This is a genomic window from Pantoea sp. SM3640 (genome assembly GCF_015654165.1).
Taxonomy (GTDB): Bacteria; Pseudomonadota; Gammaproteobacteria; order Enterobacterales; family Enterobacteriaceae; genus Pantoea; species Pantoea vagans.
The window spans coordinates 1,983,070-2,005,390 of the sequence record NZ_CP064872.1; the positions used below are offsets into that span (position 1 = coordinate 1,983,070).

Sequence of the window (22,321 nt, forward strand, 5' to 3'; positions counted from 1 at the left end):
CAGACGCTGGGCTAGTTTTAGCGGTATTAGCGAAGAAAAATGTAGAGCGGTATCACACATTAAAATCACGACAAAATGATCCATATATTCAGCAAATTTAACCGGAGCTTAACTTTTGCAATGGATCACAAAATCACTGCCGATGACAGAAAAGTGCATATTGTCAGCCAGCGATGACTAACTGTTCTGGCGCGCCGAACCCAGGATACAGGAGTTAACTAACTACAGGAGATTCCGATGCGTGCTGGAGCCATCACCCTTGGGCTGGACTTTGGTAGTGATTCGGTGCGTGCGCTGGCCGTGGATTGTCATAGCGGCAAAGAGCTGCAGAGTGCGGTGTGCAGCTACCCGCGCTGGCAGCAGGGCTTATACAGCGATCCGCACACGAACCGTTTTCGTCACCATCCACAGGATTACATCGACGCCATGGAGCAGGCGCTGCTCGGCGTGCTGAATGCACTGAGCGACGATCAACGCAACGCCGTAGCCGGCATTGGCGTTGACAGCACCGGTTCAACCCCCGCGCCCATCGACCGCGACGGCAACGTGCTGGCGCTGCGCCCGGAGTTCGCGGAGAACCCCAACGCGATGTTTGTGTTGTGGAAAGATCACACGGCGATAGAAGAAGCCGAAGAGATTAATCAGCTGTGCCACAGCGGCCGCTTCCAGGATTACAGCCGCTATATCGGCGGCATTTACTCTTCGGAGTGGTTCTGGGCGAAAATTCTGCACGTCTCGCGTGAAGATGCGGCCGTGCGTGAGGCCGCCGTTTCCTGGGTCGAGCTGTGCGACTGGGTACCTGCCCTGTTAAGCGGCACGACCGCGCCAGATAAGCTGCGCCGTGGCCGCTGTGCGGCCGGGCATAAAGCGCTATGGCACGGCGACTGGAACGGCCTGCCCGATGTCGATTTCCTTAATGCACTCGACCCGCTGTTAACCCAGCAGCTCGACTCCCCGTTATTCACAGAAACCTGGACCGCGGATCTGCCGGTCGGCACGCTCAGCCCCGAGTGGGCGCAGCGTCTGGGCCTGACGCAGACCGTCACGCTCTCCGGTGGCGCATTTGACTGCCATATGGGCGCAGTCGGTGGCGGAGCTAAACCTTATACGCTGGTGAAAGTGATCGGCACCTCCACCTGCGACATCCTGATTGCTGACGCAGAAAAAGTTGGCGATCGCGATATTAAAGGCATCTGTGGTCAGGTCGATGGCAGCGTCGTGCCCGGCGCTATCGGGCTGGAGGCGGGTCAGTCTGCCTTTGGTGATATCTATGCCTGGTTCAGCCGTTTACTGGGCTGGCCGTTACAGCTGGCGGCGCAGCAGCATCCGGCGCTGAAGCCTCAGCTGGCTGAGATGCAGAAAAACCTGATTAAAGATCTGACCGAAGCCTGGGCCGCCAATCCGCAGCTCGACCATCTGCCGGTGGTGCTGGACTGGTTTAATGGTCGCCGCACGCCAAACGCCAATCAGCGTCTGAAAGGGGTAATTACCGACCTGAATCTGGGCACCGATGCCCCCGCGCTGTTTGGCGGTCTGGTCGCGGCCACCGCGTTTGGCGCACGCGCCATTATGGAGTGCTTCGAGCAGCAGCAGATCCCGGTCGAGAGCATTCTGACCCTCGGCGGCATCGCACGGAAATCTCCGGCGATTATGCAGGCCTGCTGCGATGTGATGAACCGGCCACTGGATATCGTCGCCTCTGACGAGTGCTGTGCGCTGGGTGCGGCCATTTTCGCCGCCGTGGCCGCTGGTGTTCACGCCAGCGTCCCTGATGCACAACAGGTCATGGCCAGCCCGATTGCCGTGACGATGCAGCCCGATCCGGCGCGCGTCGCCCGCTATCAACAACTTTATCAACGCTATCAACAATGGTGCGTGACGGCAGAACCGCAATACGCCGCCCGGCCCGCTTCCGCTACGAGCCTGGCCCAACAGGCGTAATTGTTGCAGGCAGTCTGGACACGGACAGCGCGAAACAGCCAGCGTACACGGAGTACGTGAGGATTACTCGCTGTGCTCGCCCCTTCAGGGCCGCACTTCAGGGCGTTCAGGTTGCTAAAGCAGCCTGTGTGAGCACTGCCCGGGTTCAGACTGACAAATAAATTAGCCTACTAAGGTAGGCGCAAAGTAAAGGAGTGGTTTTATGGAACAGTCAAACAACTACAGCGTGTGGTTTGTCATCGGCACGCAGCACCTCTACGGGCCGGAGACGTTACGCCAGGTTGAACAGCATGCACGTCAGGTCGTTGAGGGGTTGAATCAGGCCGGTTTACCCATGCGTCTGGAGCTGAAACCGCTGGTGAAGTCACCGGATGAAGCGCTGGCCCTGTGTCGCGACGCAAACTATGACAAGCAGTGCGCCGGGATCATTACCTGGCTGCATACTTTCTCTCCAGCCAAGATGTGGATTGGCGGCCTGAGCGTGCTGAATAAGCCGCTGCTGCAATTCCATACCCAGTTCAATGCGGAGATCCCGTGGGACAGCATGGACATGGACTTTATGAACCTGAACCAGACCGCGCACGGCGGCCGTGAGTTCGGTTTCATCGGCGCGCGCATGGGCCTGCAGCACAGCGTGGTGACCGGTCACTGGAAAGATAGCGCCAGTCAGCAGCGTCTGGGGAACTGGATGCGTGCAGCGCTGGCAAAACAGGCTAGCCAGCAGCTGAAAGTCGCGCGTTTTGGCGACAACATGCGTGAAGTGGCCGTGACCGAAGGCGATAAGGTCGCCGCACAGATTCAGTTCGGCTATTCAGTGAATGGCTGGGGTGTAGGCGATCTGGTTGAGGTGATCAATGGCGTCAGCGATGGCGACGTAAATGCGCTGATCGACGAGTACGAAAGCCTGTATCGCTTTACCGATGTTGCTGCATCTGGCGGCGAAAAACGTCAGAACGTGCTGGATGCCGCGCGCATTGAGCTGGGTCTGAAGCGTTTCCTGGAAGCGGAGGGCTGCCACGCCTTTACCACTAACTTCCAGACGCTGCACGGCATGACACAGTTGCCCGGTCTGGCGGTTCAGCGTCTGATGGGTCAGGGTTATGGCTTCGCAGGTGAAGGTGACTGGAAAACCGCTGCGCTGCTGCGCATTTTCAAAGTGCTGGCAGGCGATCGCAAAGGTGGCACCTCATTTATGGAGGATTACACCTATCACTTCTCACCGGGCAACGATCTGGTGCTCGGCTCGCACATGCTGGAAGTCTGTCCGTCGATTGCCATTGAAGAGAAGCCATTAATCGATGTGCAGTTCCTCGGCATTGGCGATAAAGCCGACCCGGCGCGCATGATTTTCTCCACGCCAGCGGGCCGTGCGGTTAACGCCAGCGTAATTGATATGGGTGATCGTTTCCGTCTGCTGGTTAACGTGGTGGATGCTATCGAGCAGCCGAAACCGCTGCCGAAGTTGCCGGTTGCCCGCGCACTGTGGAAAGCGCAGCCATCACTGGCGACTGCTTCCGAAGCGTGGATTCTGGGCGGCGGTGCGCACCATACGGTGTTCAGTCAGGCGCTGACGCTCGACGATATGTATCTGTATGGTGAGATGAATGATATCGAAGTGCTGGTGATAGATGAGCACACCACCTTGCCTGCGTTTAAAGACGCGCTGCGCTGGAATGAAGCGTATTACCGGTTGAAACGTTAATAGGTGATTAAGCGGCGCTTTAGGGTTCTGAAAAGATACTGCTTCAGGATTGATAAGGTGCCGTTTTTTAGTAAATAAGTGCTATTCAGTCGGGAATGGCGGGCGTTCCGTAAAGTCGCCGTAAATACATCCCTGTAGGCTCGGCCGCCGAACGACTCGCCTCATCCATGAGGCTCGCCCGCAAGCGGGCCAACGCTTCGCGTTGTTCAAAAACGCTCCCGGCGTTTTTGTCCATGCGGCGGACGCTTTACTCCACTACCCGTCATCCCCTCCTTTTTGTGGCACCTAAGCGATTTTTTAAGGATCCAACCATTCCTGGCAGCAATTAAAAATCTCATGTACCAGACGCCTTCCTTCACTGCTGATTTTAGCCTGCTTAATCTCAACTTTGCGTTCGCACGTTTAATTACAGCAATGATCAAGCCCAACCGGGAAGGAATGGTATGCCTGAAGAGCAAAGCGTCCGCGCCAGGGATGGCGCGGCCGATCCGCATGGATGCGGGAACCCTTTGCGATCAGGCATACCTTTGCTGACCTTACACCCGAATCCCATAGCGATTATTTTCCCGGTAATACATAAGAACACCGGTCTCTTTGCTAAAACTCAACTCTTTCACCATCTTGCACTTTCCTCCACCAGCCTGTATTGCTACATACCTGATAAAAAAGGTTAAAGCGCCATGCAAATTGCCGATCTGAACCAGCATCCCGACTACGCCTCACAAACTGCACAACTGCTGCATACAGAATGGTCACATCTCCCTGCATGGTCGGATCAGCCCACTATCCTTACGCGTTTAACAAAACGGAATCAGGCCGGCTCGTCGGAATTTACCCTCGTCACCACATCGGACGGCGAAACGGTTATCGCGACCTGTAGCGTCATCCGTTATGAACTGGACGACATCGCGGCAAGGGAATACTGGATTGGCGAAGTGGTGACGGATAAGAAATTCCGGGGCCGGGGCGTAGCGAAAGCCTTGATCCAGCAAGCGATTGTCCGGGCAAAACACCAGCAGATTGGCGAGCTCTGGCTCTATACCCCCGATCAACAGGCGTACTATCAGCGTTCAGGATGGCGGGCGGTCGAACAGCGGCACATAGCGGGTGAAGACGTCACGGTGATGGTGCTGCATCTGGCACAATAAATGGCGGCTCCTGAGAGCCGCCATTCAGCCATTTATTCAGCCAGGGATTCGTTTAACCGGTGCGTTCTGCTGACGATCCCAGATCACCGTCAGTAACCGCTGCAGCGCGATAAATGCGAACAGCAGAATCCCGATGGCGATCTTGGTCCACCACGAACTCAGCGTGCCGTCAAAATTAATCCAGGTCTGGATCAGCCCCTGAATCAGCACACCAAACAGCGTGCCCAGCACCGTCCCAACACCACCCGACAGCAACGTGCCACCAATCACCACCGACGCAATCGCATCCAGCTCCACACCCAGCCCGGCCAGCGCATATCCTGCCGAGGTATAGATCGAGAACACGATGCCAGCCAGCGTCGCCAGCGTGGTGGAAAGCATATAAATCTTGATGGTAGTCGCACGGGTTGAAACGCCCATCAGCTGAGCCGACGTCATATTGCCGCCGATGGCGTAAACCCGGTTACCAAACCGCGTACGGTGCGCCAGAATAATCCCGCCTGACACCACCACCAGCATAATCACCGCCAGCAGACTGAGACGCCCTCCGCCCGGCACTTTCCATGCCAGACTGGACAGCAGGGTGTAGAACGGATGATCGATGGGAATCGAATTCTCGGACACCAGATAAGAACAGCCGCGCAGGAAAAACATCCCCGCCAGCGTAATGATAAAGGCCGGGATCTTCAGCGCATCGATCAGCCAGCCCATCATGGCGCCGAACAGCGCACCCAGTGACAGAATCACCGCAAACGCCAGCAACGGATCGACATGAAAATCACCAATTGCCCGCGCCAGAAACACGCCGGTAAAGGCGATCACCGCGCCGACCGACAGATCGATACCACCCGACAAAATCACAAAGGTCATGCCGACGGCAATAATGCCGAGGAACGCATTATCAGTCAGGATATTGCAGATCACCCGGGTTGAGGCAAAGCCCGGAAACTGACTCAGACAAAACAGGTAACCTGCCATAAACACCAGCAGCGTGATCATCAGCGGAAGATGACGTTTAATCATGTCGGGCGTCTCCGTTTCAACATCGCAATAAACCGCGGTGACTGCAGCAACAGCACACACATCACCACCACCGCTTTCACCACCTGATTCAGCTCCGGCGGGAAGCCGGAAAGCAGAATCCCGGTATTCATCGACTGAATAATCAGCGCGCCAATCAGCGACAACACCAGATTAAAGCGGCCACCCATCAGCGATGCACCACCAATCACCACGGCGAGAATCGCATCCAGCTCCAGCCATAAACCGGCATTATTGGCATCCGCGCCGCGAATATCCGCCGCGACAATCAGCCCGGCCACAGCGGCACAGACGCCACTGATCGCATAAGTCGACATCACCACCAGCCAGCCGGTCACGCCCGCGTTGCGGGCCGCGCGCAGGTTAATCCCCACCGCTTCGATAAACAGACCCAGCGCGGTCTTGCGCGTCAGAAGCCAGACCGCCAGCGCCACCACCAGCGTGATCCAGACCGGCACCGGCAACATCCACAGCGAGCCGTTACCAAACCAGCCAAGGCTGTCACTGTCGAACGTCACAATCTGCCCCTGCGTAATCAGCTGAGCGATACCACGCCCGGCGACCATCAGAATCAGCGTGGCAACAAACGGCTGAATACGCAGCAGCGCCACCAGCACCCCATTCCACAAACCACAGGCTAAACCGGTTCCCAGCGTGCAGAGAATAATAAACGGCACACCGTGTCCGGCGACAGTCAGTGTGGCGGCAGTCGCGCCCGCTATCGCCATCACTGCGCCCACGGAAAGATCGATGCCGCCGGTAGCGATCACCAGCGTCATGCCAATCGCCAGCAGGGCAACCGGGGACGCACGGTTAAGAATATCGATCGGGCTACCGAACAGACGCCCATCCTGCAGGTGCACGGCAAAAAAGTTACTGGCTACCAGACTGTCGATCAGCAGCACCAGCAGCAGCGCGGCGATTTGCGGCATCCCTGGCGGGAACTTCAGCTTACGACGTGGCATTTTTTCAGTTGTCATAGAGGAATCAGGCATGTTTAGCCCCTCCGTCCGCGATAGCATTGACGATCGACGCCACCGAAAGCTGCTCCAGCGGAATTTCTGCCACCTGCTTCAGATCGCGCATGATCAACACCCGATCGGCATAACCGACCAGTTCTTCGAGTTCAGAGGAGATCACCAGCAGCGCCAGACCATCGGCGCACAGGGATTCAATTAAACGGATAATCTCGGCGTGTGCGCCTACATCAATGCCGCGCGTCGGTTCGTCGAGGATTAAAAACTGCGGTTTAGTCACCAGCCAGCGCGACAGCAGCACCTTCTGCTGGTTACCGCCCGATAACAGCTCTACCGGCTGCTCGGCGTGCGGCGTGCGAATACCCAGACTCTTAATAAAACGATCGGCAATCGCCTGCTGCTCGCGCTTCTTAATTGGCCGTAACCAGCCGCGCTGCGCCTGCAAGGCCAGAATAATATTTTCGCGAACGGAGGCCGCGCCGATAATCCCATCCGTCTTCCGATCTTCCGGGCAAAACCCCATGCCGAGCTGCGAGGCTCTCGCCGGGTTGGTAATCTTCTGCACTTTCCCTTTGATCTTTGCGGTCCCGCGATCGGCCCGACGAATACCAAAGAGCACTTCAGCGGTCTCTGTGCGGCCCGAACCCAACAGACCGGCCAGGCCGACGACTTCACCGGGACGCACTGCCAGGTTAAAGGGTTCGATAGTGCCCTTCCTGCCGTAATCTTCAAACGACACCACCGGCTGATTACTGCGCAGCGTGCTGCCCTGACGCTGTAATGCAGTCTCCAGCAGTTCACGACCCAGCATCAGCTTAATCAGTTCAATCTGCGTCAGCGTGGCGGTATCGCGAGTGGCGATAAACTGCCCGTTACGCAGCACGGTAATCCGGTCAGTAATGCGGTACACCTGGTCGAGAAAGTGGGTCACAAAAATCAGGCTCATCCCTTTGGCTTTCAGCTGCGCCATCAGGGTAAACAGCATTTCGACTTCGCTGGCATCCAGGCTGGCTGTCGGCTCATCGAGGATCAACACCTGGGCCGAAAGATCCACCGCGCGGCAGATGGCAACAATCTGCTGCATCGCCACCGAGTAGTGACCCAGCGGACGTGTCACGTCGAGGGAAAACCCGTAGTTCCGCATCAGCGCATCGGCATCACGCACCATGCGGCGACGGTCGATCATGCCAAAGCGACGCGGCTCACGACCAATATAGAGGTTATCTGCCACCGACATGTTCGGCAGCATATTCACCTCCTGATAAACGGTCCCGATGCCCATTTCCTGGGCCTGCGCGGTGTTATGCGGGGTGATCGGCTCACCATTCAGGGTAATCGTGCCGGCATCACGGCTGTAAACGCCGGTCAGCACCTTAATCAGGGTCGATTTGCCAGCACCGTTTTCCCCCAGCAGCGCCATAATCTCCCCTTTGCGGATATCAAAGGAAACATTGCTCAGCGCTTTAACGCCGGGAAACCCTTTGCTGACGCCGCTGATGGATAACAGCGGTATTTCATTTTGCGTCATCATTTTGCTCACTCCGCCTTACGTCATGAAAAACCGCCCCGGGGGGCGGTCTGCGGCTGGTCTGGGGCGGGTCTGTGGATCAGTAACCCATACCCTTTTTCTTATCCAGCTCCGTTTGCGCGTCAGCAGGCAGGAACAGCTTTGACTCGGTCTTGATGACTTTAGGCGGCAGCGTGCCATCTTTTTTGAATTTCTCCAGGGCATCAAACGCCGGGCCAGCCATGTTCGGCGTCAGCTCCACGTTGGCGTTGGCTTCACCTGCCAGCATCGCTTTGTAGATATCCGGCACACCATCAATTGAGCCGGTCAGTATGTCTTTGCCCGGTTTCAGGCCCGCTTCTTTAATCGCCTGAATGGCACCGATCGCCATATCATCGTTATGCGCGTAAACCATGCAAATGTTTTTGCCGTTGTTCTCAGCCTTGATAAAGCTCTCCATCACCTCTTTACCCTTGCTGCGGGTAAAGTCACCGGACTGCGAGCGGATCACTTTAATGTTTGGATGGTTGCTGATCGCTTCAGCAAAGCCTTTCTTACGATCGATTGCCACGCTGGCCCCGACGGTGCCCTGCAGTTCCACCACGTTACACTGCTTGTCGCCCACGGTTTTCACCAGCCAGTCGCCAATCAGTTTGCCTTCCAGAACGTTGTCCGCCGTCACCACGGCCTGATAGAGCGATTTGTCTTTCACCACGATAGCGCGGTCCAGCAGGTAAACCGGGATTTTGGCGTCTTTGGCTTCTTCCAGCACCGGCTCCCAGCCGGTCTGTACGACTGGCGCGATGAAAATGGCATCAACGCCCTGGGCAATAAACGAACGTACTGCCTTGATCTGATTCTCTTGTTTCTGCTGCCCGTCGGCGATTTTCAGGGTGATTCCGCGTTTTTTGGCTTCGCTTTTCGCCACGCTGGTCTCAGCCGAACGCCAGCCAGATTCCGAACCGACCTGCGAGAAGCCGACCGTCATATCTGCAGCGAGCACCGGGCCGGTTAACGCGGCGCTGACCAGCGTGGTCAGAAGTAAACGTTTCCACATAGTTTTTAATCCTCTGAAAGGCGTTTGCTATTTAGGGTAGAGAGCCTGCTTAGACTGGACTAAAAAAGCGTGCATAATGGCGACACACTTCACAAAACAGAGCAATTTAAAGGAGTTACGTGAAGCCGGACGGGTTCGCTGGTCACAGCGTTATGGATAAAATGGCTGAGTAATAAAACAACGCTCGTTAAATAATTGTAATAAACAGAATCGCTTATGCTTAACGTCACTGGAAACGATTACAGACAGGCGTACAAAATGGGTTATCCGGTCTGCGATGAACAAAAAATGGGTTTTGTGATTGCCCGCACAGTCGTTCACGCGTGCAGATTGGGCGCGAAACGTTTCTATGCGTGTGGTTTCAAAAGGATTAATTTTTCTGCCCTGAAAATGTCAGAAAGGAGGCATTAACGCAGCGGCTGGCATGAAGGGACGAAAAATGATATTTAAGATGCGCGTTTAACGCTGTATTCCGGCATGGATATTTTTGAGCTGATACGCTGTTTAAAAGCATCGCGCGGGCAGGCTGGCACAGACAGCAATAAAAATAGCAGATTTGGACTTTTAGTGGCTGATAAGGTGCTTTAGTCTGATTTTCGCTTTTTTAACCGGCCCGATCTGGACAGCCCTGGCTTGCCCCCTATACTGAGCACTCCTTTGTACTTCTATCTGTTATGGCAATGATGACTGCGCACGATTACCTGCTTAAATTCCGCAAAGTAAATAATTCAGACAGTCTGGAAAAGCTTTTCGATCACCTTAACTACTCCCTTACAAATGATATGGAAATCATCAATATGTATCGGGCTGCCGATCATCGTCGCGCCGAACTGGTTTCTGGCGGACGGTTATATGATCTTGGCTGTGTCCCTAAAACGGTGTGGCGCTACGTGGTCTGATTTCCGGCTGATTAATCGCTCTCTTTACCTCTGACCTTGTCCGGATGGGCGTGCCCCTCTGGACATGTTATTCTGCTGCGCTTCGACTTCCCGAGACAGGAATAACCACGATGAATGAACAGGTTGCTGCGCCACGTATTGGTGGCTGGCTTTTGCTGCCACTGGCCTGGCTGATAATGACCCTGTTAACCACCGTTCTGGTGCTGGCGATGTATCTGACCCCCCTCTTTAATCCGGAATGGCGTGTGGCGCTGTTTTCACACGGCAGCACCCTGCTCTCTTACTGGGCCATTTCGCTGCTTACCGCCGTGGCGGTCTGGGCCTACAGCCTCTGGATCAGCTGGCTTTTCTTTAAGCGTTCCCGCCGTTTGCCGCGCCACTATCTGCTCTGGCTGCTGATAACCGTGCTGCTGGCGCTGAAAACCTTTGCCTTTACGCCGGTTGCCGATAGCCGTGCTCTCCAGACGTTACTGCTGTCACTGCTCGCGGCGGCGATATTTGCGCCCTATTTCAAACGCTCAAAGCGGGTAAAAACCACCTTTATCGCGCCGTAACGCTGTGAGTTATGTCAGGAATTTAATTCTGAGTGCGGTCTGCCGCCTTGCGGGAGGCGCGGGTGTTGAGATACGCCGCGCTATCAATGATAATAAGCCGCTTTCCGGCTCCCAGGCGAAAAAATGACCGATTATCTGCTTCTCTTTGTTGGCACCGTGCTGGTGAATAACTTCGTATTAGTGAAGTTTCTCGGCCTCTGTCCATTTATGGGCGTTTCCAAAAAACTGGAAACGGCGATTGGCATGGGCCTCGCTACAACATTCGTGATTACGCTGGCCTCTATCTGCGCGTGGCTGGTCAACCATCTGATCCTGCTGCCGCTGGATCTGGTCTATCTGCGCACAATGGCCTATATCCTGGTGATCGCTGTTGTCGTACAGTTCACCGAAATGGTGGTGCGTAAAACCAGTCCGTCGCTCTATCGTTTACTGGGTATCTTCCTGCCGCTGATCACCACCAACTGTGCGGTGCTGGGCGTGCCTCTGCTGAGCGTTAACCTCAACCACACCTTTATGCAGGCCGCGCTGTATGGTTTCAGTGCCTCTATCGGCTTCTCGCTGGTGATGGTGCTGTTCGCCGGGATGCGTGAGCGTCTGGTGCTGGCCAATGTGCCTGCCCCGTTTAAAGGCAACTCCATTGCCCTGATTACCGCGGGCCTGATGGCGCTGGCATTCATGGGCTTCAGCGGTCTGGTGAAATTCTGATGACCGCGATCTGGATTGCTGTTGCCGTATTAAGTGCCCTGAGCCTGGTGTTCGGCGCCCTGCTGGGTTACGCCTCGCGCCGCTTTGAGGTGGAAGAAGATCCTATCGTTGAGCAGATTGATGCCATTCTGCCGCAGAGCCAGTGTGGCCAGTGCGGCTACCCTGGCTGCCGTCCCTATGCTGATGCGGTCGGCAACAACGGTGAAGCAATCAATAAATGCGCGCCGGGCGGTGAACAGACCATGCTCAAGCTGGCTGCGCTGCTGAACGTTGAACCGCAGCCGATTGATGGCGATGAAACGGCGAAAGAGCCGTTGCGCACCGTGGCGTTTATCGATGAAGCCAACTGCATTGGCTGCACCAAATGTATTCAGGCCTGTCCGGTGGATGCAATTGTCGGCGCAACCCGCGCCATGCACACCGTGCTGAGCGATGTCTGCACCGGCTGCGATCTCTGTGTCGCACCCTGCCCGACTGACTGTATTGAAATGCGTCCGGTCGCCACCACGCCAGCTAACTGGAAGTGGGATTTGAATACCATTCCTGTACGGGTGATCCCGGTAGAAACTCATGCTTAATCTGTTTAACTTCCTGAAAAAAGAGAAAGTCTGGGATTTTCAGGGCGGTATCCATCCGCCGGAAATGAAAACCCAGTCCAACGGCACGCCGCTCAGCGAACTGCCGCTGCCGCACCGTTTTATTATCCCGCTGAAACAGCATATCGGCCATGAAGGGGAGATCTGCGTTGTGCCCGGCGAGAAAGTGCTGCGCGGTCAGCCCCTGACGTTTGGTACTGGCCGCATGCTGCCGGTCCATGCGCCCACCTCTGGCGTGATTGAGGATATTGGTCAGCATATGACCGCGCACCCGTCGGGCCTGTCCGAACTTTGCATCTTCCTGACGCCGGATGGTGAAGACCGCTGGATGCCGCTCGATCCGCTGCCAGACTACCGTCAGCATCCGCGCGCCGACATCGTGCAGCGAATTTACGATGCGGGCATTGCGGGTCTGGGCGGCGCGGGATTCCCGACCGCCACCAAACTGAAAGGCGGCCTGCGCGGGGTTAAAACCCTGATTATCAATGCGGCAGAGTGTGAACCTTACATCACCGCTGACGATCGCCTGATGCAGGACTACGCCGCCGAAGTGCTGGAAGGCAGCCGCATTCTCGCCTGGGTGTTACAGGCTGAGCGGGTGTTGATTGGCATTGAAGATAATAAACCTGAAGCGATCGCCGCGCTAAAACAGGCGCTGGGTAGCGAGCGCGATCTGCAAATCCGGGTGATCCCGACCAAATATCCTTCTGGCGGTGCCAAGCAGCTGACCCGCATTCTGACCGGCATGGAAGTGCCGCACGGCGGACGCTCAACCGATATCGGCGTGCTGATGCAGAACGTCGGTACCGCCTGGGCGGTCAAGCGGGCCATCATCAACGGTGAACCGATCACCGAACGCGTGGTGACACTGACCGGCGAGGCGATTGCCCAGCCGCGTAACGTCTGGAGTCGTCTTGGCACGCCAATCAGCCATCTGCTGCATCAGGTCGGATTTACGCCTGCGCCGCGTCAGATGGTAATCATGGGCGGTCCGCTGATGGGCTTTACCCTGCCATCGCTGGATGTGCCGGTGGTGAAGATCACCAACTGTATTCTTGCGCCCTCTGCCAGTGAGATGGGCAACAATGATGAAGAGCAGTCCTGCATTCGCTGTTCCGCCTGTGCCGATGCCTGTCCGGCCAAACTACTGCCGCAGCAGCTTTACTGGTACAGCCAGGGCGGCGATCACGATAAAGCGCGTGCCCACCATATCGATGACTGCATCGAATGCGGTGCCTGCGCCTATGTCTGCCCGAGTAATATTCCGCTGGTGCAATATTACCGTCAGGAAAAAGCGGAACTGCGCGCCATCGATCTGGAAGCGAAACGCACGCTGGAAGCTAAAGCACGCTTCGAAGCGCGTCAGGCGCGCCTGGAGCGTGAAAAACAGGCCCGTGAAGCGCGTCATGAAGAGGCGAAACAGCGAGTTGCCCGCACCGATACCAGTGAGCTGGCCGCAGCTAAAGCGCGGGTGAAAGCCCGTCAGTCCGCTGAACCGGATGAAGCGACGCTCGAAGCGCAGCGTGAAGCCCGCCATGCGCAGGCGCGTCTGCGTCAGGCTGAGGCGCAGGCTGAAACCCAGCCGGTAACGCGTCAGTCAGTCGATCCGCGTAAAGCGGCGGTTGAAGCCGCGATTGCCAGGGCAAAAGCGAAGAAAGTCTCACCGGCTGATACGGCTGCTGACGCCAGTGTCGATCCGCGTAAAGCAGCCGTCGAGGCCGCTGTAGCGCGCGCCAAAGCGAAGAAAGCGGCTCAGGCGGAAAGCGTTGATGTGACGGCTATGGCTGCATCGGAGAGTGTTACTGACGCCTTGCCGGACGCCACTGCTGAAACCGACCCGCGTAAAGCCGCGGTTCAGGCCGCTATCGCCCGTGCCAAAACGAAGAAAGCAGCACAGTCTGAAGGCGCTGATGCGACGGCTCCGGCTGCATCGGAGAGTGTTTCAGAAGCCGCACCAGGCACCACTGCTGAAACCGACCCGCGTAAAGCCGCGGTTCAGGCCGCTATCGCCCGTGCCAAAGCGAAGAAAGCGGCACAGGCTGAAGGCGCTGATACGACAGCGTCGCAGAGCGTGACTGACGCCGCGCCGGACGCTGCGGCTGAAGCTGCACCGGACGCCGCCGTGGAAACCGACCCACGTAAAGCCGCGGTTCAGGCCGCTATCGCCCGTGCCAAAGCGAAGAAAGCGGCACAGGCTGAAGGCGCTGGTACGACAGCGTCGCAGAGCGTGACTGACGCCGCGACGGACGCTGCGGCTGAAGCTGCACCGGACGCCGCAGTGGAAACCGACCCACGCAAAGCCGCGGTTCAGGCCGCTATCGCCCGTGCCAAAGCGAAGAAAGCGGCACAGGCTGAAAGTGACGCCGATGCCGCTTCCCGTGACGCCGCAGCGCTCGCCACCGCCGCGCATTTTGCGGTTGAGAAAGCGGAACAGGCGCAGGAGCAGGCAAATAACGCCAATGCTGAACCCGAACAGGCACCTGAACTGAATCAACCCGATGATGCGCGCAAGGCCGCTATTGCTGCCGCCATCGCCCGTGCCAAAGCGCGTAAAGCGCAGTCGTCTACGACGCTTGAGGATTAAATGGCTTTTCGTATCGCAAGTTCTCCTTATACCCATAACCGCCGCAGTACCGGCAACATCATGCTGCTGGTGGTGCTGGCGGCGGTGCCAGGTTTTGCTACACAGTGTTATTTCTTTGGCTACGGCACCGTTTTACAGGTCTTACTGGCGACCCTTACCGCCTGGCTGACCGAGGCGGCGATCCTGCGTCTGCGTAAAGCACCGGTTGCCAGCACGCTGGCGGATAATTCGGCATTGCTGACCGCCATCCTGATCGGTATCAGCCTGCCGCCGCTGGCCCCCTGGTGGCTGGTGGTGATTGGTACCCTGTTTGCGGTGGTCATTGCTAAACAGCTCTATGGCGGACTCGGCCAGAACCCGTTTAACCCGGCGATGGTTGGCTATGTAGTGCTGCTGATCTCCTTCCCGGTGCAGATGACCAGCTGGCTGCCGCCTGATACGCTACAGGCGATAAAACCCGGCCTGATGGACAGTCTGAGCATGGTGTTCCGGGGCCACACGCTGGCGGGTGACACCATGCAGCAGTTGCAGATGGGTGTGGATGGCATCAGCCAGGCAACGCCGCTGGATACCTTTAAAACCGGCTTACGCGCCGGTCACAGTGCCGAACATCTGCTGGCGCAGCCGATTTACAGCGGCGTGCTGGCCGGGCTCGGCTGGCAGTGGGTGAACGTCGGTTATCTGGCGGGCGGCCTGTTCCTGCTGTGGAAGAGTGCGATTCGCTGGCATATCCCGGCCGCTATGCTGCTGTCACTGGCGTTCTGCGCCACGCTGGGCTGGTTCTTCTCACCGGAATCGCTCAACAGCCCGCTGATTCATCTTTTCTCCGGTGCCACCATGCTGGGCGCGTTCTTTATCGCTACCGATCCGGTAACCGCGTCGACCACCAATCGTGGTCGTCTGGTTTATGGCGCGCTGATCGGCCTGCTGGTCTGGCTGATCCGCAGCTTTGGTGGCTATCCTGACGGCGTGGCGTTTGCTGTGCTGCTTGCCAACATCTGCGTGCCGCTCATCGATTACTACACCCAGCCGCGCGTTTACGGCCATCAGAAGGATTAAGCGATGCTGGAGACGATTCGCAAAAATGGCGTCACGCTGGCGATTTTCGCCGCGATTACCACGGCCGCTACCGCTGTGGTGAATACGGTCACCAAACCGACGGTAGAGCATCAGACCCAGTTACAGCAGAAAAATCTGCTGGATCAGGTGGTACCTGTCGATCTGTATGACAACAAAATCCAGCAGGATTGTTACGTTGTCACGGATGCAGCGCTGGGTAACAGTGTGCCGCATCATCTCTTCCTGGCGCGTAAAGGTGGCAAGCCGGTCGCGGCGGCACTGGAGACAACGGCGCCTGACGGCTATTCTGGTGCGATACAAATGCTGGTCGGTGCCGATTTCCAGGGTAAAGTACTGGGCGTGCGCGTAATCGAACACCATGAAACGCCTGGCCTGGGCGATAAGATTGAACTGCGCATCTCTGACTGGATCAACAGCTTTAATGGCAAAGTGGTGCAGGGTCCGTCTGATAAAGCCTTTGCGGTTAAAAAAGATGGCGGCGACTTCGATCAGTTTACCGGCGCCACCATTACCCCACGCGCGGTGGTCAATGCGACGAAACGCACTGCGCTGTTGATGAAAACGCTTCCGGAGAGACTCTCTTCGTTACCGGCATGTGGAGACACAAATGAGTGAAGCTAAAAGTCTGCTGGTTGGTGGATTGTGGAAGAACAACTCGGCACTGGTGCAGCTGCTGGGTCTCTGCCCGCTGCTGGCGGTCACCGCGACCGCCACTAACGCGCTGGGTTTAGGCCTTGCCACCACGCTGGTGCTGACCCTGACCAACAGTTTTATTTCCGCCTCGCGCCGCTGGGTGCCGTCGGAAATCCGTATCCCGATTTATGTGATGATCATCGCCTCGGTAGTGAGCTGCGTGCAGATGCTGATCAACGCCTATGCCTACGGTCTCTATCAGTCACTGGGGATTTTTATCCCGCTGATCGTGACCAACTGCATCGTGGTCGGCCGTGCTGAAGCCGTCGCCTCTAAAAGCAGCATTCCGCTCTCGGCGCTGGATGGCTTTGCCATCGGCATGGGCGCAACCTGTGCCATGGTGGTGCTGGGTTCGCTGCGCGAAATTATCGGCAGCGGCACGCTGTTTAACGGTGCCGATCAGCTGCTTGGCCCGTGGGCGAAATCGCTGCGTATCGAAGTGGTTCATTTCGACTCACCGATGCTGCTGGCCATGCTGCCGCCTGGCGCGTTTATCGGCCTGGGCATGATGCTGGCGTGCAAATACCTGATCGATCAGAAAATGAAACAGCGTGCAGCGCTGCGTGCTCAGGCGGCTGAAACCGCTGCGCCTCAGAACGCCGTCGGGAAGCCGGTGTGAATCAGACCAAACGCACCGAAATCCTTCACCGGCTGCAGCAGAACAATCCGCATCCGACCACCGAGCTGAATTTCAGCTCGCCGTTTGAGCTGCTGATTGCGGTATTGCTCTCGGCGCAGGCGACCGATGTCAGCGTGAACAAGGCCACCGCAAAGCTCTATCCGGTGGCCAACACGCCCGCTGCGATGCTGGCACTGGGCGTGGATGGCGTAAAGGAATACATCAAAACCATCGGCCTGTTTAACAGCAAAGCGGAAAATGTGATTAAGACCTGCCGCATTCTGCTTGAGCAGCACAACGGTGAAGTGCCGGAAGATCGTGCGGCGCTGGAAGCCCTGCCCGGTGTAGGTCGTAAAACCGCTAATGTGGTGCTCAATACCGCCTTTGGCTGGCCGACGATCGCTGTTGATACGCATATTTTTCGCGTCAGTAACCGCACGAAATTTGCGCCGGGTAAGAATGTGGAAGAGGTGGAACAGAAGCTGCTGAAGGTGGTTCCGGCTGCCTACAAGGTCGATTGTCACCACTGGCTGATTCTGCATGGCCGCTACACCTGCGTGGCGCGTAAACCGCGCTGCGGCTCCTGCCTGATTGAAGACCTCTGCGAGTATCCCGACAAAGTTGAGTGATCCCACTGATGACTGACCCGCTGCGGCGGGTTTTTTATTGTCTGCCTGTGCCCGCTGCGTGACGTCTTCTGCGCGATCCCCCTTTTCACCACGCTTTCTGACGCGCCGGAATACCGGCACAGTTTGTCGGGTTGTTACATTGATGTTGATGATGGAAAATCGCCGCCCCTGACGATAAGAAAATGTTATGACACGGTGAGTAACGTAATGAAGAAAAGCCCTTCTGCTGGAAGGCATCCTCTGCGCCTGTTTCTGGCGCGCCTCTGGCCGCATCCGCTGGCAGTAAGTAACAAGCATGTGGTGATCGCCGGACTGGGTGCGGGCATTGGCCTGGTGCTGACCAGCCTGCTGAGCCACTGGATGCTGGGCGAACTGAACCTGTGGTTTGTCGCCCCGGTTGGCGCATCAGCCGTCCTGCTCTTTGGTTTGCCTGCCAGTCCGCTGGCGCAGCCGTGGGCAATCGTTGGCGGCAACAGCCTGTCAGCGCTGGCAGGCGTTACCGTCAGCCAGCTGATACCCGATCCGGCCATCGCCTGCGGTGTCGCGGCCTGTGTGGCGATCCTGCTGATGTTCCAGCTGCGCTGTCTGCATCCGCCCGGCGGCGCGGTGGCGCTGACCGCTATTCTGGGCGAGCCATCGGTACAGCAGCTGGGTTATCAGTTTGTCCTGACGCCAGTCCTGCTCAACTCACTGACGCTGGCGCTACTGGCTCTGCTGTTTAACAATCTGGCCGGTCGCCGCTATCCGCATCCGCTGGCCCCTGAAGAAGTCAAACCCCAGCCGGTCGCCATGCCGGTCCCGCTGACGCGCGCCGATCTGCATCAGGCTTTACAGGGCGGCGAACTGCTGGATATTGACGAAGATGATTTGCAGGCACTGCTGCTGCGTGCGGAAGAGATTGCCCAGCGCCGTCAGTTTAGCGGCTGAAGCCTGCCTGCTGCTGACGCGTCCCGTTCTGCCGGCACGCTCCGTATGGCCGAATGACACACACAAAGTTGATCGCTGCCACAGTTTTGCTCAGCCGCTTCGCCTCGCCTTTCCGGTAACATCTTGATAACACAACCCCCCAGGCCGGACGCCCATCCGGTCCTGGGCGGATGCCTATAGAGCCCGCCTTTTCAGCGCCCTACACTTTGCTCTTCTTTACGTTTCTCATGAGGAAGAACGATGGATAGCGCCTTATCCCCGCAGCACGATGAGCTGATCGCCTCCGCCATCAAAAAATTCTTCACCCATATCATCCCGATGCTGGTGGTGATGCTGATTATTAATCAGATCGACCGCGCCAACATTGGCTTTATTAAAGCCGAACTGCGTACCGATGCCGGGATCAGCGCCGCTGCCTTTGGTCTGGGTGCGGGCCTCTTTTTCATTGGTTATGCGCTGTTTGAAGTGCCGAGCAATCTGATGATGAAGCGCTTTGGCGCACGCGTCTGGCTGACACGCATCATGATTACCTGGGGATTGGTGGTGGTCCTGACCGGATTCGTCACCTCACCCATTCAGTTTTACCTGCTGCGTTTCTTACTCGGCGTCGCCGAAGCGGGCTTCTTTCCCGGCGTGCTGTTCTATTTCCGTCAGTGGGTGCCGAATGCCTGGCGCGGCCGGGCTACCGCGATGGTCCTGAGCGCCACGGCTGCTGCCTTTCTCTTCTCCGGGCCGATCACGGGTGCCATCCTGATGATGCACAACTTTCTGGGGATAGCGGGCTGGGAATGGGTGATGTTCCTTGAAGGCGGCGCCTCGGTGCTGGTCGGGATCCTCGCCGCCTGGGTGCTGGTATCGCGTCCTGCTGATGCGCGCTGGCTGAGTGATGCAGAGAAACAGGCACTGGTGCAGCAGCTGAACAGTGAAGAGGCACAGCGTGACGCGCTTAATCGCGAGCCGGGCAGAATGTCGCTGTTACGCAATCGCAGCCTGCTGTTCTTCTGCGCAATTTTCTTCACCATGACCATGACGGGTTATACGCTGGTGTTCTGGCTGCCGCAGATTATTCAGCGCATACAGGGGTTCAGCAGTTTTGGCATCGGGATTCTCACCGCTGTGCCATGGCTGTGCGCCATTATCGCCATCAACCTGCTGAGCCGCTTTTCAGACCGCCACCGTGACAGACTCGATAAAGCGCTGGGCGTTGCCATGCTGGTCGCCGCCTGTGGCACTTTTATGGCTACGCTGGGTTCCCCGTGGTTTGGTTTCCTTGCGATGATCGTGGCCTGTATCGGCTCAAAAGTCAGCGCCACCTTTTTCTGGCCGATGCCGCAGGGAGAACTGCCCGCCTCGATTGTCGCACCGGGCATTGCGCTGGTGAATTCTGTTGGCAATCTTGGCGGCTTCTTCGCACCGACGGTGTTTGGCTATCTGGAGATGAAGACCGGTTCCACTACCGGCGGCCTGTATGCGCTGACCAGCGTTTCGCTGCTGACCGGGCTGTGGCTGCTGCTGCGCCGCAGGCCATCCCCGTCTTCCCTTGATCCTATGGAGAATCACCATGTCAGACAGTCCAGTCATTAAAACAATGCGGGTGGTGCCGGTCGCCGGTTATGACAGCATGCTGCTGAACATTGGTGGCGCGCATAACTGCTACTTTACCCGCATCCTGGTGATCCTGACCGATTCCGCAGGCCGTACCGGCGTGGGCGAAAGTCCCTGTCACGCTTCGACGCTGGCGCTGCTGGCACGTTTTCGATCGCAGATTGAGGGCAGCGAACTGCTGCGGCTGAATGCGACGATCGCCACACTGTTTGCCAGTGATGCACGCCATCAGCAGACCGCGCATACCGATGACATCCACATTCCGCAGATGAACCCGGAGAAGTTCTACAACGCCACAGCGGCGATTGAAGCGGCGCTGCTTGATTTGATGGGCCAGCATCTGAATCTGCCGGTTGCCGAATTACTTGCCAGCGGCAGGCAGCGCGATCGGGTGCCGGTACTCGGCTATCTGTTCTATATCGCCGACCGCAACCTGACCAGCATGAACTATCAGGCAGGCCAGTCTGGCGGTGATGCCTGGCTGCAACTGCGCCATGAAAAAGCGATGGATGCGCAAGGCGTCGTGCGGCTGGCTGAAGCCGCAGCGGAACGCTATGGCTTCCGCGACTTCAAACTCAAGGGCGGCGTACATCACGGCGAAGTGGAGGTAGATACGGTCAACGCCCTGCTGCAACGCTTTCCGCAGGCTCGCGTCACGGTCGACCCCAACGCCAGCTGGTCGCTGAACGAAGCGATTTATTATGGTAAACAGCTGGCGGGCCGCATTCCCTATCTGGAAGATCCCTGTGGCGCGGAACAGGGCTACTCCGGCCGGGAAACGCTGGCCGAGTTTAAACGCGCCACCGGTATTCCGGTCGCCACCAATATGATCGCCAATGACTGGCGACAGTTGCAGCATGCGTTACAGCTCAATGCTATCGACATTCCGCTGGCCGATCCGCACTTCTGGACGATGCGTAATGCACATACCGTGGCGCAGCTCTGTCAGGAGTGGGGGCTGACCACCGGGTGCCATTCAAACAACCACTTTGATGTGTCTCTGGCGATGGTGGCGCATCTGGGGGCGGCTGCACCCGGCGATCGCCTGACGGCCTTTGATACGCACTGGATCTGGCAGGATGGACAACAGCTGACGCAGCATCCGCCGCAGATTCGGGATGGGCATCTGGAACTGCCAGAGGGGCCAGGGCTGGGCGTCACCCTGAATATGGAACGGGTCGAAGCGGCACATACCCTCTACAATTCGCTGCCGGATAAAAATCGTAACGATGCGCTGGGCATGCAGTTTCTGATTGATAACTGGTCGTTTAACGCCAAACGCCCGGCGCTGCTGCGCTGAAGAACAGCAGCCTGTGACAGTGTCACAGGCTGATCGCTTTTTAGCGCTGCGCCAGTGCCCCCTGCATCCAGGCAACGACCAGCGGAGACTCTTTTTCCTGCAGCGCAGCGCGTTCTGACTGGAACAGGGTGGCAACAAAGAAAGGATGATCCGGCAGCTCCACACCGCGTACGTCCCCCGCTTCATCCCAGGCAGTAATGCGCAGCGTGTTATCGCCCAGCGCCGCACTGAATTCCGGGTTGACGCCAAAGTTACAGTGATAGCCTTCATCGCTGCCCAGCATGCCGTAGGCCGCAGCAATACGTGAACCGGGTTCGAACCTGACCGCGCCGCGCTGCTCCACCAGCGAGCAGCTCAGCGGAGCTATGACCATGCGCCCGCCTGTGTCGGTTTCGGCATGACTCGCATCGTGCCAGCCCAGTACATTGCGCGCATACTCGATGACCGCATACTGAAATCCCCCGCACGATCCCAGGAAAGGCTTTCCGCTTTCCCGCGCCCAGCGAATGGTGTCAAAAACGGCCTCATCATTATGGTAGGGACTGCCAGGCACGACCCAGACCGCGTCACTGCGCCTGAGGTCGGATTCAGCGAGTTTTTCGCTAGCAATCCATTCAGCTTCAACCGTAATGTTCAGCCAGCGGGCAGCACGTTCAATAGCAAGTGGAATGGCCTGATGTGCAACCGCATCGGCGCGGTAGTCACCAGCCAGAGATAAACGCAGGGGGGATGGCATAAACAGATCCTTCTCGGGGAA

At 57.3% G+C, this 22,321-nt stretch carries 21 protein-coding genes; 16 read left to right on the top strand and 5 right to left on the bottom strand.

The window, feature by feature from the left end; genetic code table 11:
* The first annotated feature begins 237 nt into the window (after positions 1-237).
* From IV493_RS09160 to IV493_RS09175, 4 genes are all read left to right on the top strand, one after another.
* A complete protein-coding gene (locus tag IV493_RS09160) occupies positions 238-1,941 on the top strand; it encodes a ribulokinase (protein ID WP_195858133.1) in 1,704 nt (567 codons plus the stop codon).
* A 202-nt stretch (positions 1,942-2,143) separates the two neighbouring features.
* Positions 2,144-3,643, top strand: a complete 1,500-nt coding sequence (gene araA / locus IV493_RS09165) for an L-arabinose isomerase (RefSeq protein WP_033783006.1) — start codon at positions 2,144-2,146, stop codon at positions 3,641-3,643.
* 443 nt (positions 3,644-4,086) lie between these two features.
* The gene (locus IV493_RS09170) at positions 4,087-4,317 is read left to right on the top strand and encodes a hypothetical protein (RefSeq protein ID WP_195858134.1); all 231 of its coding nucleotides are present in this window, start codon (positions 4,087-4,089) and stop codon (positions 4,315-4,317) included.
* A gap of 6 nt (positions 4,318-4,323) precedes the next feature.
* The gene (locus IV493_RS09175; protein ID WP_195858135.1) at positions 4,324-4,791 is read left to right on the top strand and encodes a GNAT family N-acetyltransferase; all 468 of its coding nucleotides are present in this window, start codon (positions 4,324-4,326) and stop codon (positions 4,789-4,791) included.
* A 36-nt stretch (positions 4,792-4,827) separates the two neighbouring features.
* Here the strand turns inward: IV493_RS09175 and yjfF are convergent, their stop codons facing one another.
* The 4 genes from yjfF to ytfQ all read right to left on the bottom strand — a co-directional run bounded on the left by yjfF (position 4,828) and on the right by ytfQ (position 9,373).
* Entirely contained in the window at positions 4,828-5,814 is a 987-nt protein-coding gene (gene yjfF / locus IV493_RS09180; protein WP_195858136.1) for a galactofuranose ABC transporter, permease protein YjfF, read from the bottom strand.
* On the bottom strand, positions 5,811-6,827 hold the full coding sequence (ytfT, locus tag IV493_RS09185; protein WP_013357777.1) for a galactofuranose ABC transporter, ATP-binding protein YtfT: 1,017 nt from the start codon (positions 6,825-6,827) through the stop codon (positions 5,811-5,813). The genes yjfF and ytfT overlap by 4 nt, the downstream gene beginning before the upstream one ends.
* A complete protein-coding gene (locus tag IV493_RS09190; RefSeq protein ID WP_013357776.1) occupies positions 6,820-8,340 on the bottom strand; it encodes a sugar ABC transporter ATP-binding protein in 1,521 nt (506 codons plus the stop codon). Before IV493_RS09190 ends, ytfT begins: the two co-directional genes overlap by 8 nt.
* A gap of 76 nt (positions 8,341-8,416) precedes the next feature.
* A complete protein-coding gene (ytfQ, locus tag IV493_RS09195; protein ID WP_013357775.1) occupies positions 8,417-9,373 on the bottom strand; it encodes a galactofuranose ABC transporter, galactofuranose-binding protein YtfQ in 957 nt (318 codons plus the stop codon).
* 683 nt (positions 9,374-10,056) lie between these two features.
* Between ytfQ and ydgT the strand changes: the two genes are divergently transcribed.
* The 12 genes from ydgT to IV493_RS09255 all read left to right on the top strand — a co-directional run bounded on the left by ydgT (position 10,057) and on the right by IV493_RS09255 (position 21,564).
* Entirely contained in the window at positions 10,057-10,272 is a 216-nt protein-coding gene (gene ydgT, locus IV493_RS09200; protein ID WP_033782999.1) for a transcription modulator YdgT, read from the top strand.
* Positions 10,273-10,382: 110 nt separating this feature from the next.
* Positions 10,383-10,826, top strand: a complete 444-nt coding sequence (locus IV493_RS09205) for a DUF2569 domain-containing protein (RefSeq protein WP_013357773.1) — start codon at positions 10,383-10,385, stop codon at positions 10,824-10,826.
* A gap of 123 nt (positions 10,827-10,949) precedes the next feature.
* Positions 10,950-11,531 (top strand): electron transport complex subunit RsxA, encoded by a 582-nt coding sequence (gene rsxA / locus IV493_RS09210; protein WP_003853423.1) that lies wholly within the window; start codon positions 10,950-10,952, stop codon positions 11,529-11,531.
* Positions 11,531-12,109 (top strand): electron transport complex subunit RsxB, encoded by a 579-nt coding sequence (gene rsxB, locus IV493_RS09215; protein ID WP_195858137.1) that lies wholly within the window; start codon positions 11,531-11,533, stop codon positions 12,107-12,109. Before rsxA ends, rsxB begins: the two co-directional genes overlap by 1 nt.
* A complete protein-coding gene (gene rsxC / locus IV493_RS09220) occupies positions 12,102-14,711 on the top strand; it encodes an electron transport complex subunit RsxC (RefSeq protein WP_195858138.1) in 2,610 nt (869 codons plus the stop codon). The genes rsxB and rsxC overlap by 8 nt, the downstream gene beginning before the upstream one ends.
* Positions 14,712-15,770 carry an electron transport complex subunit RsxD gene (gene rsxD / locus IV493_RS09225; protein ID WP_095707252.1) on the top strand — a complete coding sequence of 353 codons (1,059 nt, stop codon included), beginning with the start codon at positions 14,712-14,714 and terminating at the stop codon, positions 15,768-15,770.
* 3 nt (positions 15,771-15,773) lie between these two features.
* On the top strand, positions 15,774-16,406 hold the full coding sequence (rsxG, locus tag IV493_RS09230) for an electron transport complex subunit RsxG (protein WP_195858139.1): 633 nt from the start codon (positions 15,774-15,776) through the stop codon (positions 16,404-16,406).
* On the top strand, positions 16,399-17,103 hold the full coding sequence (locus IV493_RS09235; protein ID WP_033782996.1) for an electron transport complex subunit E: 705 nt from the start codon (positions 16,399-16,401) through the stop codon (positions 17,101-17,103). Before rsxG ends, IV493_RS09235 begins: the two co-directional genes overlap by 8 nt.
* Entirely contained in the window at positions 17,100-17,732 is a 633-nt protein-coding gene (gene nth / locus IV493_RS09240) for an endonuclease III (RefSeq protein ID WP_003849001.1), read from the top strand. The genes IV493_RS09235 and nth overlap by 4 nt, the downstream gene beginning before the upstream one ends.
* 207 nt (positions 17,733-17,939) lie before the next feature.
* Positions 17,940-18,659: an HPP family protein gene (locus IV493_RS09245; RefSeq protein ID WP_195857024.1), complete on the top strand. Its 720-nt coding sequence runs from the start codon at positions 17,940-17,942 to the stop codon at positions 18,657-18,659.
* Between the two features lie 240 nt (positions 18,660-18,899).
* The gene (locus tag IV493_RS09250) at positions 18,900-20,243 is read left to right on the top strand and encodes an MFS transporter (RefSeq protein WP_195857025.1); all 1,344 of its coding nucleotides are present in this window, start codon (positions 18,900-18,902) and stop codon (positions 20,241-20,243) included.
* Entirely contained in the window at positions 20,221-21,564 is a 1,344-nt protein-coding gene (locus tag IV493_RS09255) for an enolase C-terminal domain-like protein (RefSeq protein ID WP_195857026.1), read from the top strand. Before IV493_RS09250 ends, IV493_RS09255 begins: the two co-directional genes overlap by 23 nt.
* Positions 21,565-21,604: 40 nt before the next feature.
* On the opposite strand, the gene IV493_RS09260 is transcribed toward IV493_RS09255, so the two are convergent.
* A complete protein-coding gene (locus IV493_RS09260; RefSeq protein WP_195857027.1) occupies positions 21,605-22,300 on the bottom strand; it encodes a CTP synthase in 696 nt (231 codons plus the stop codon).
* Positions 22,301-22,321 lie beyond the last annotated feature (21 nt).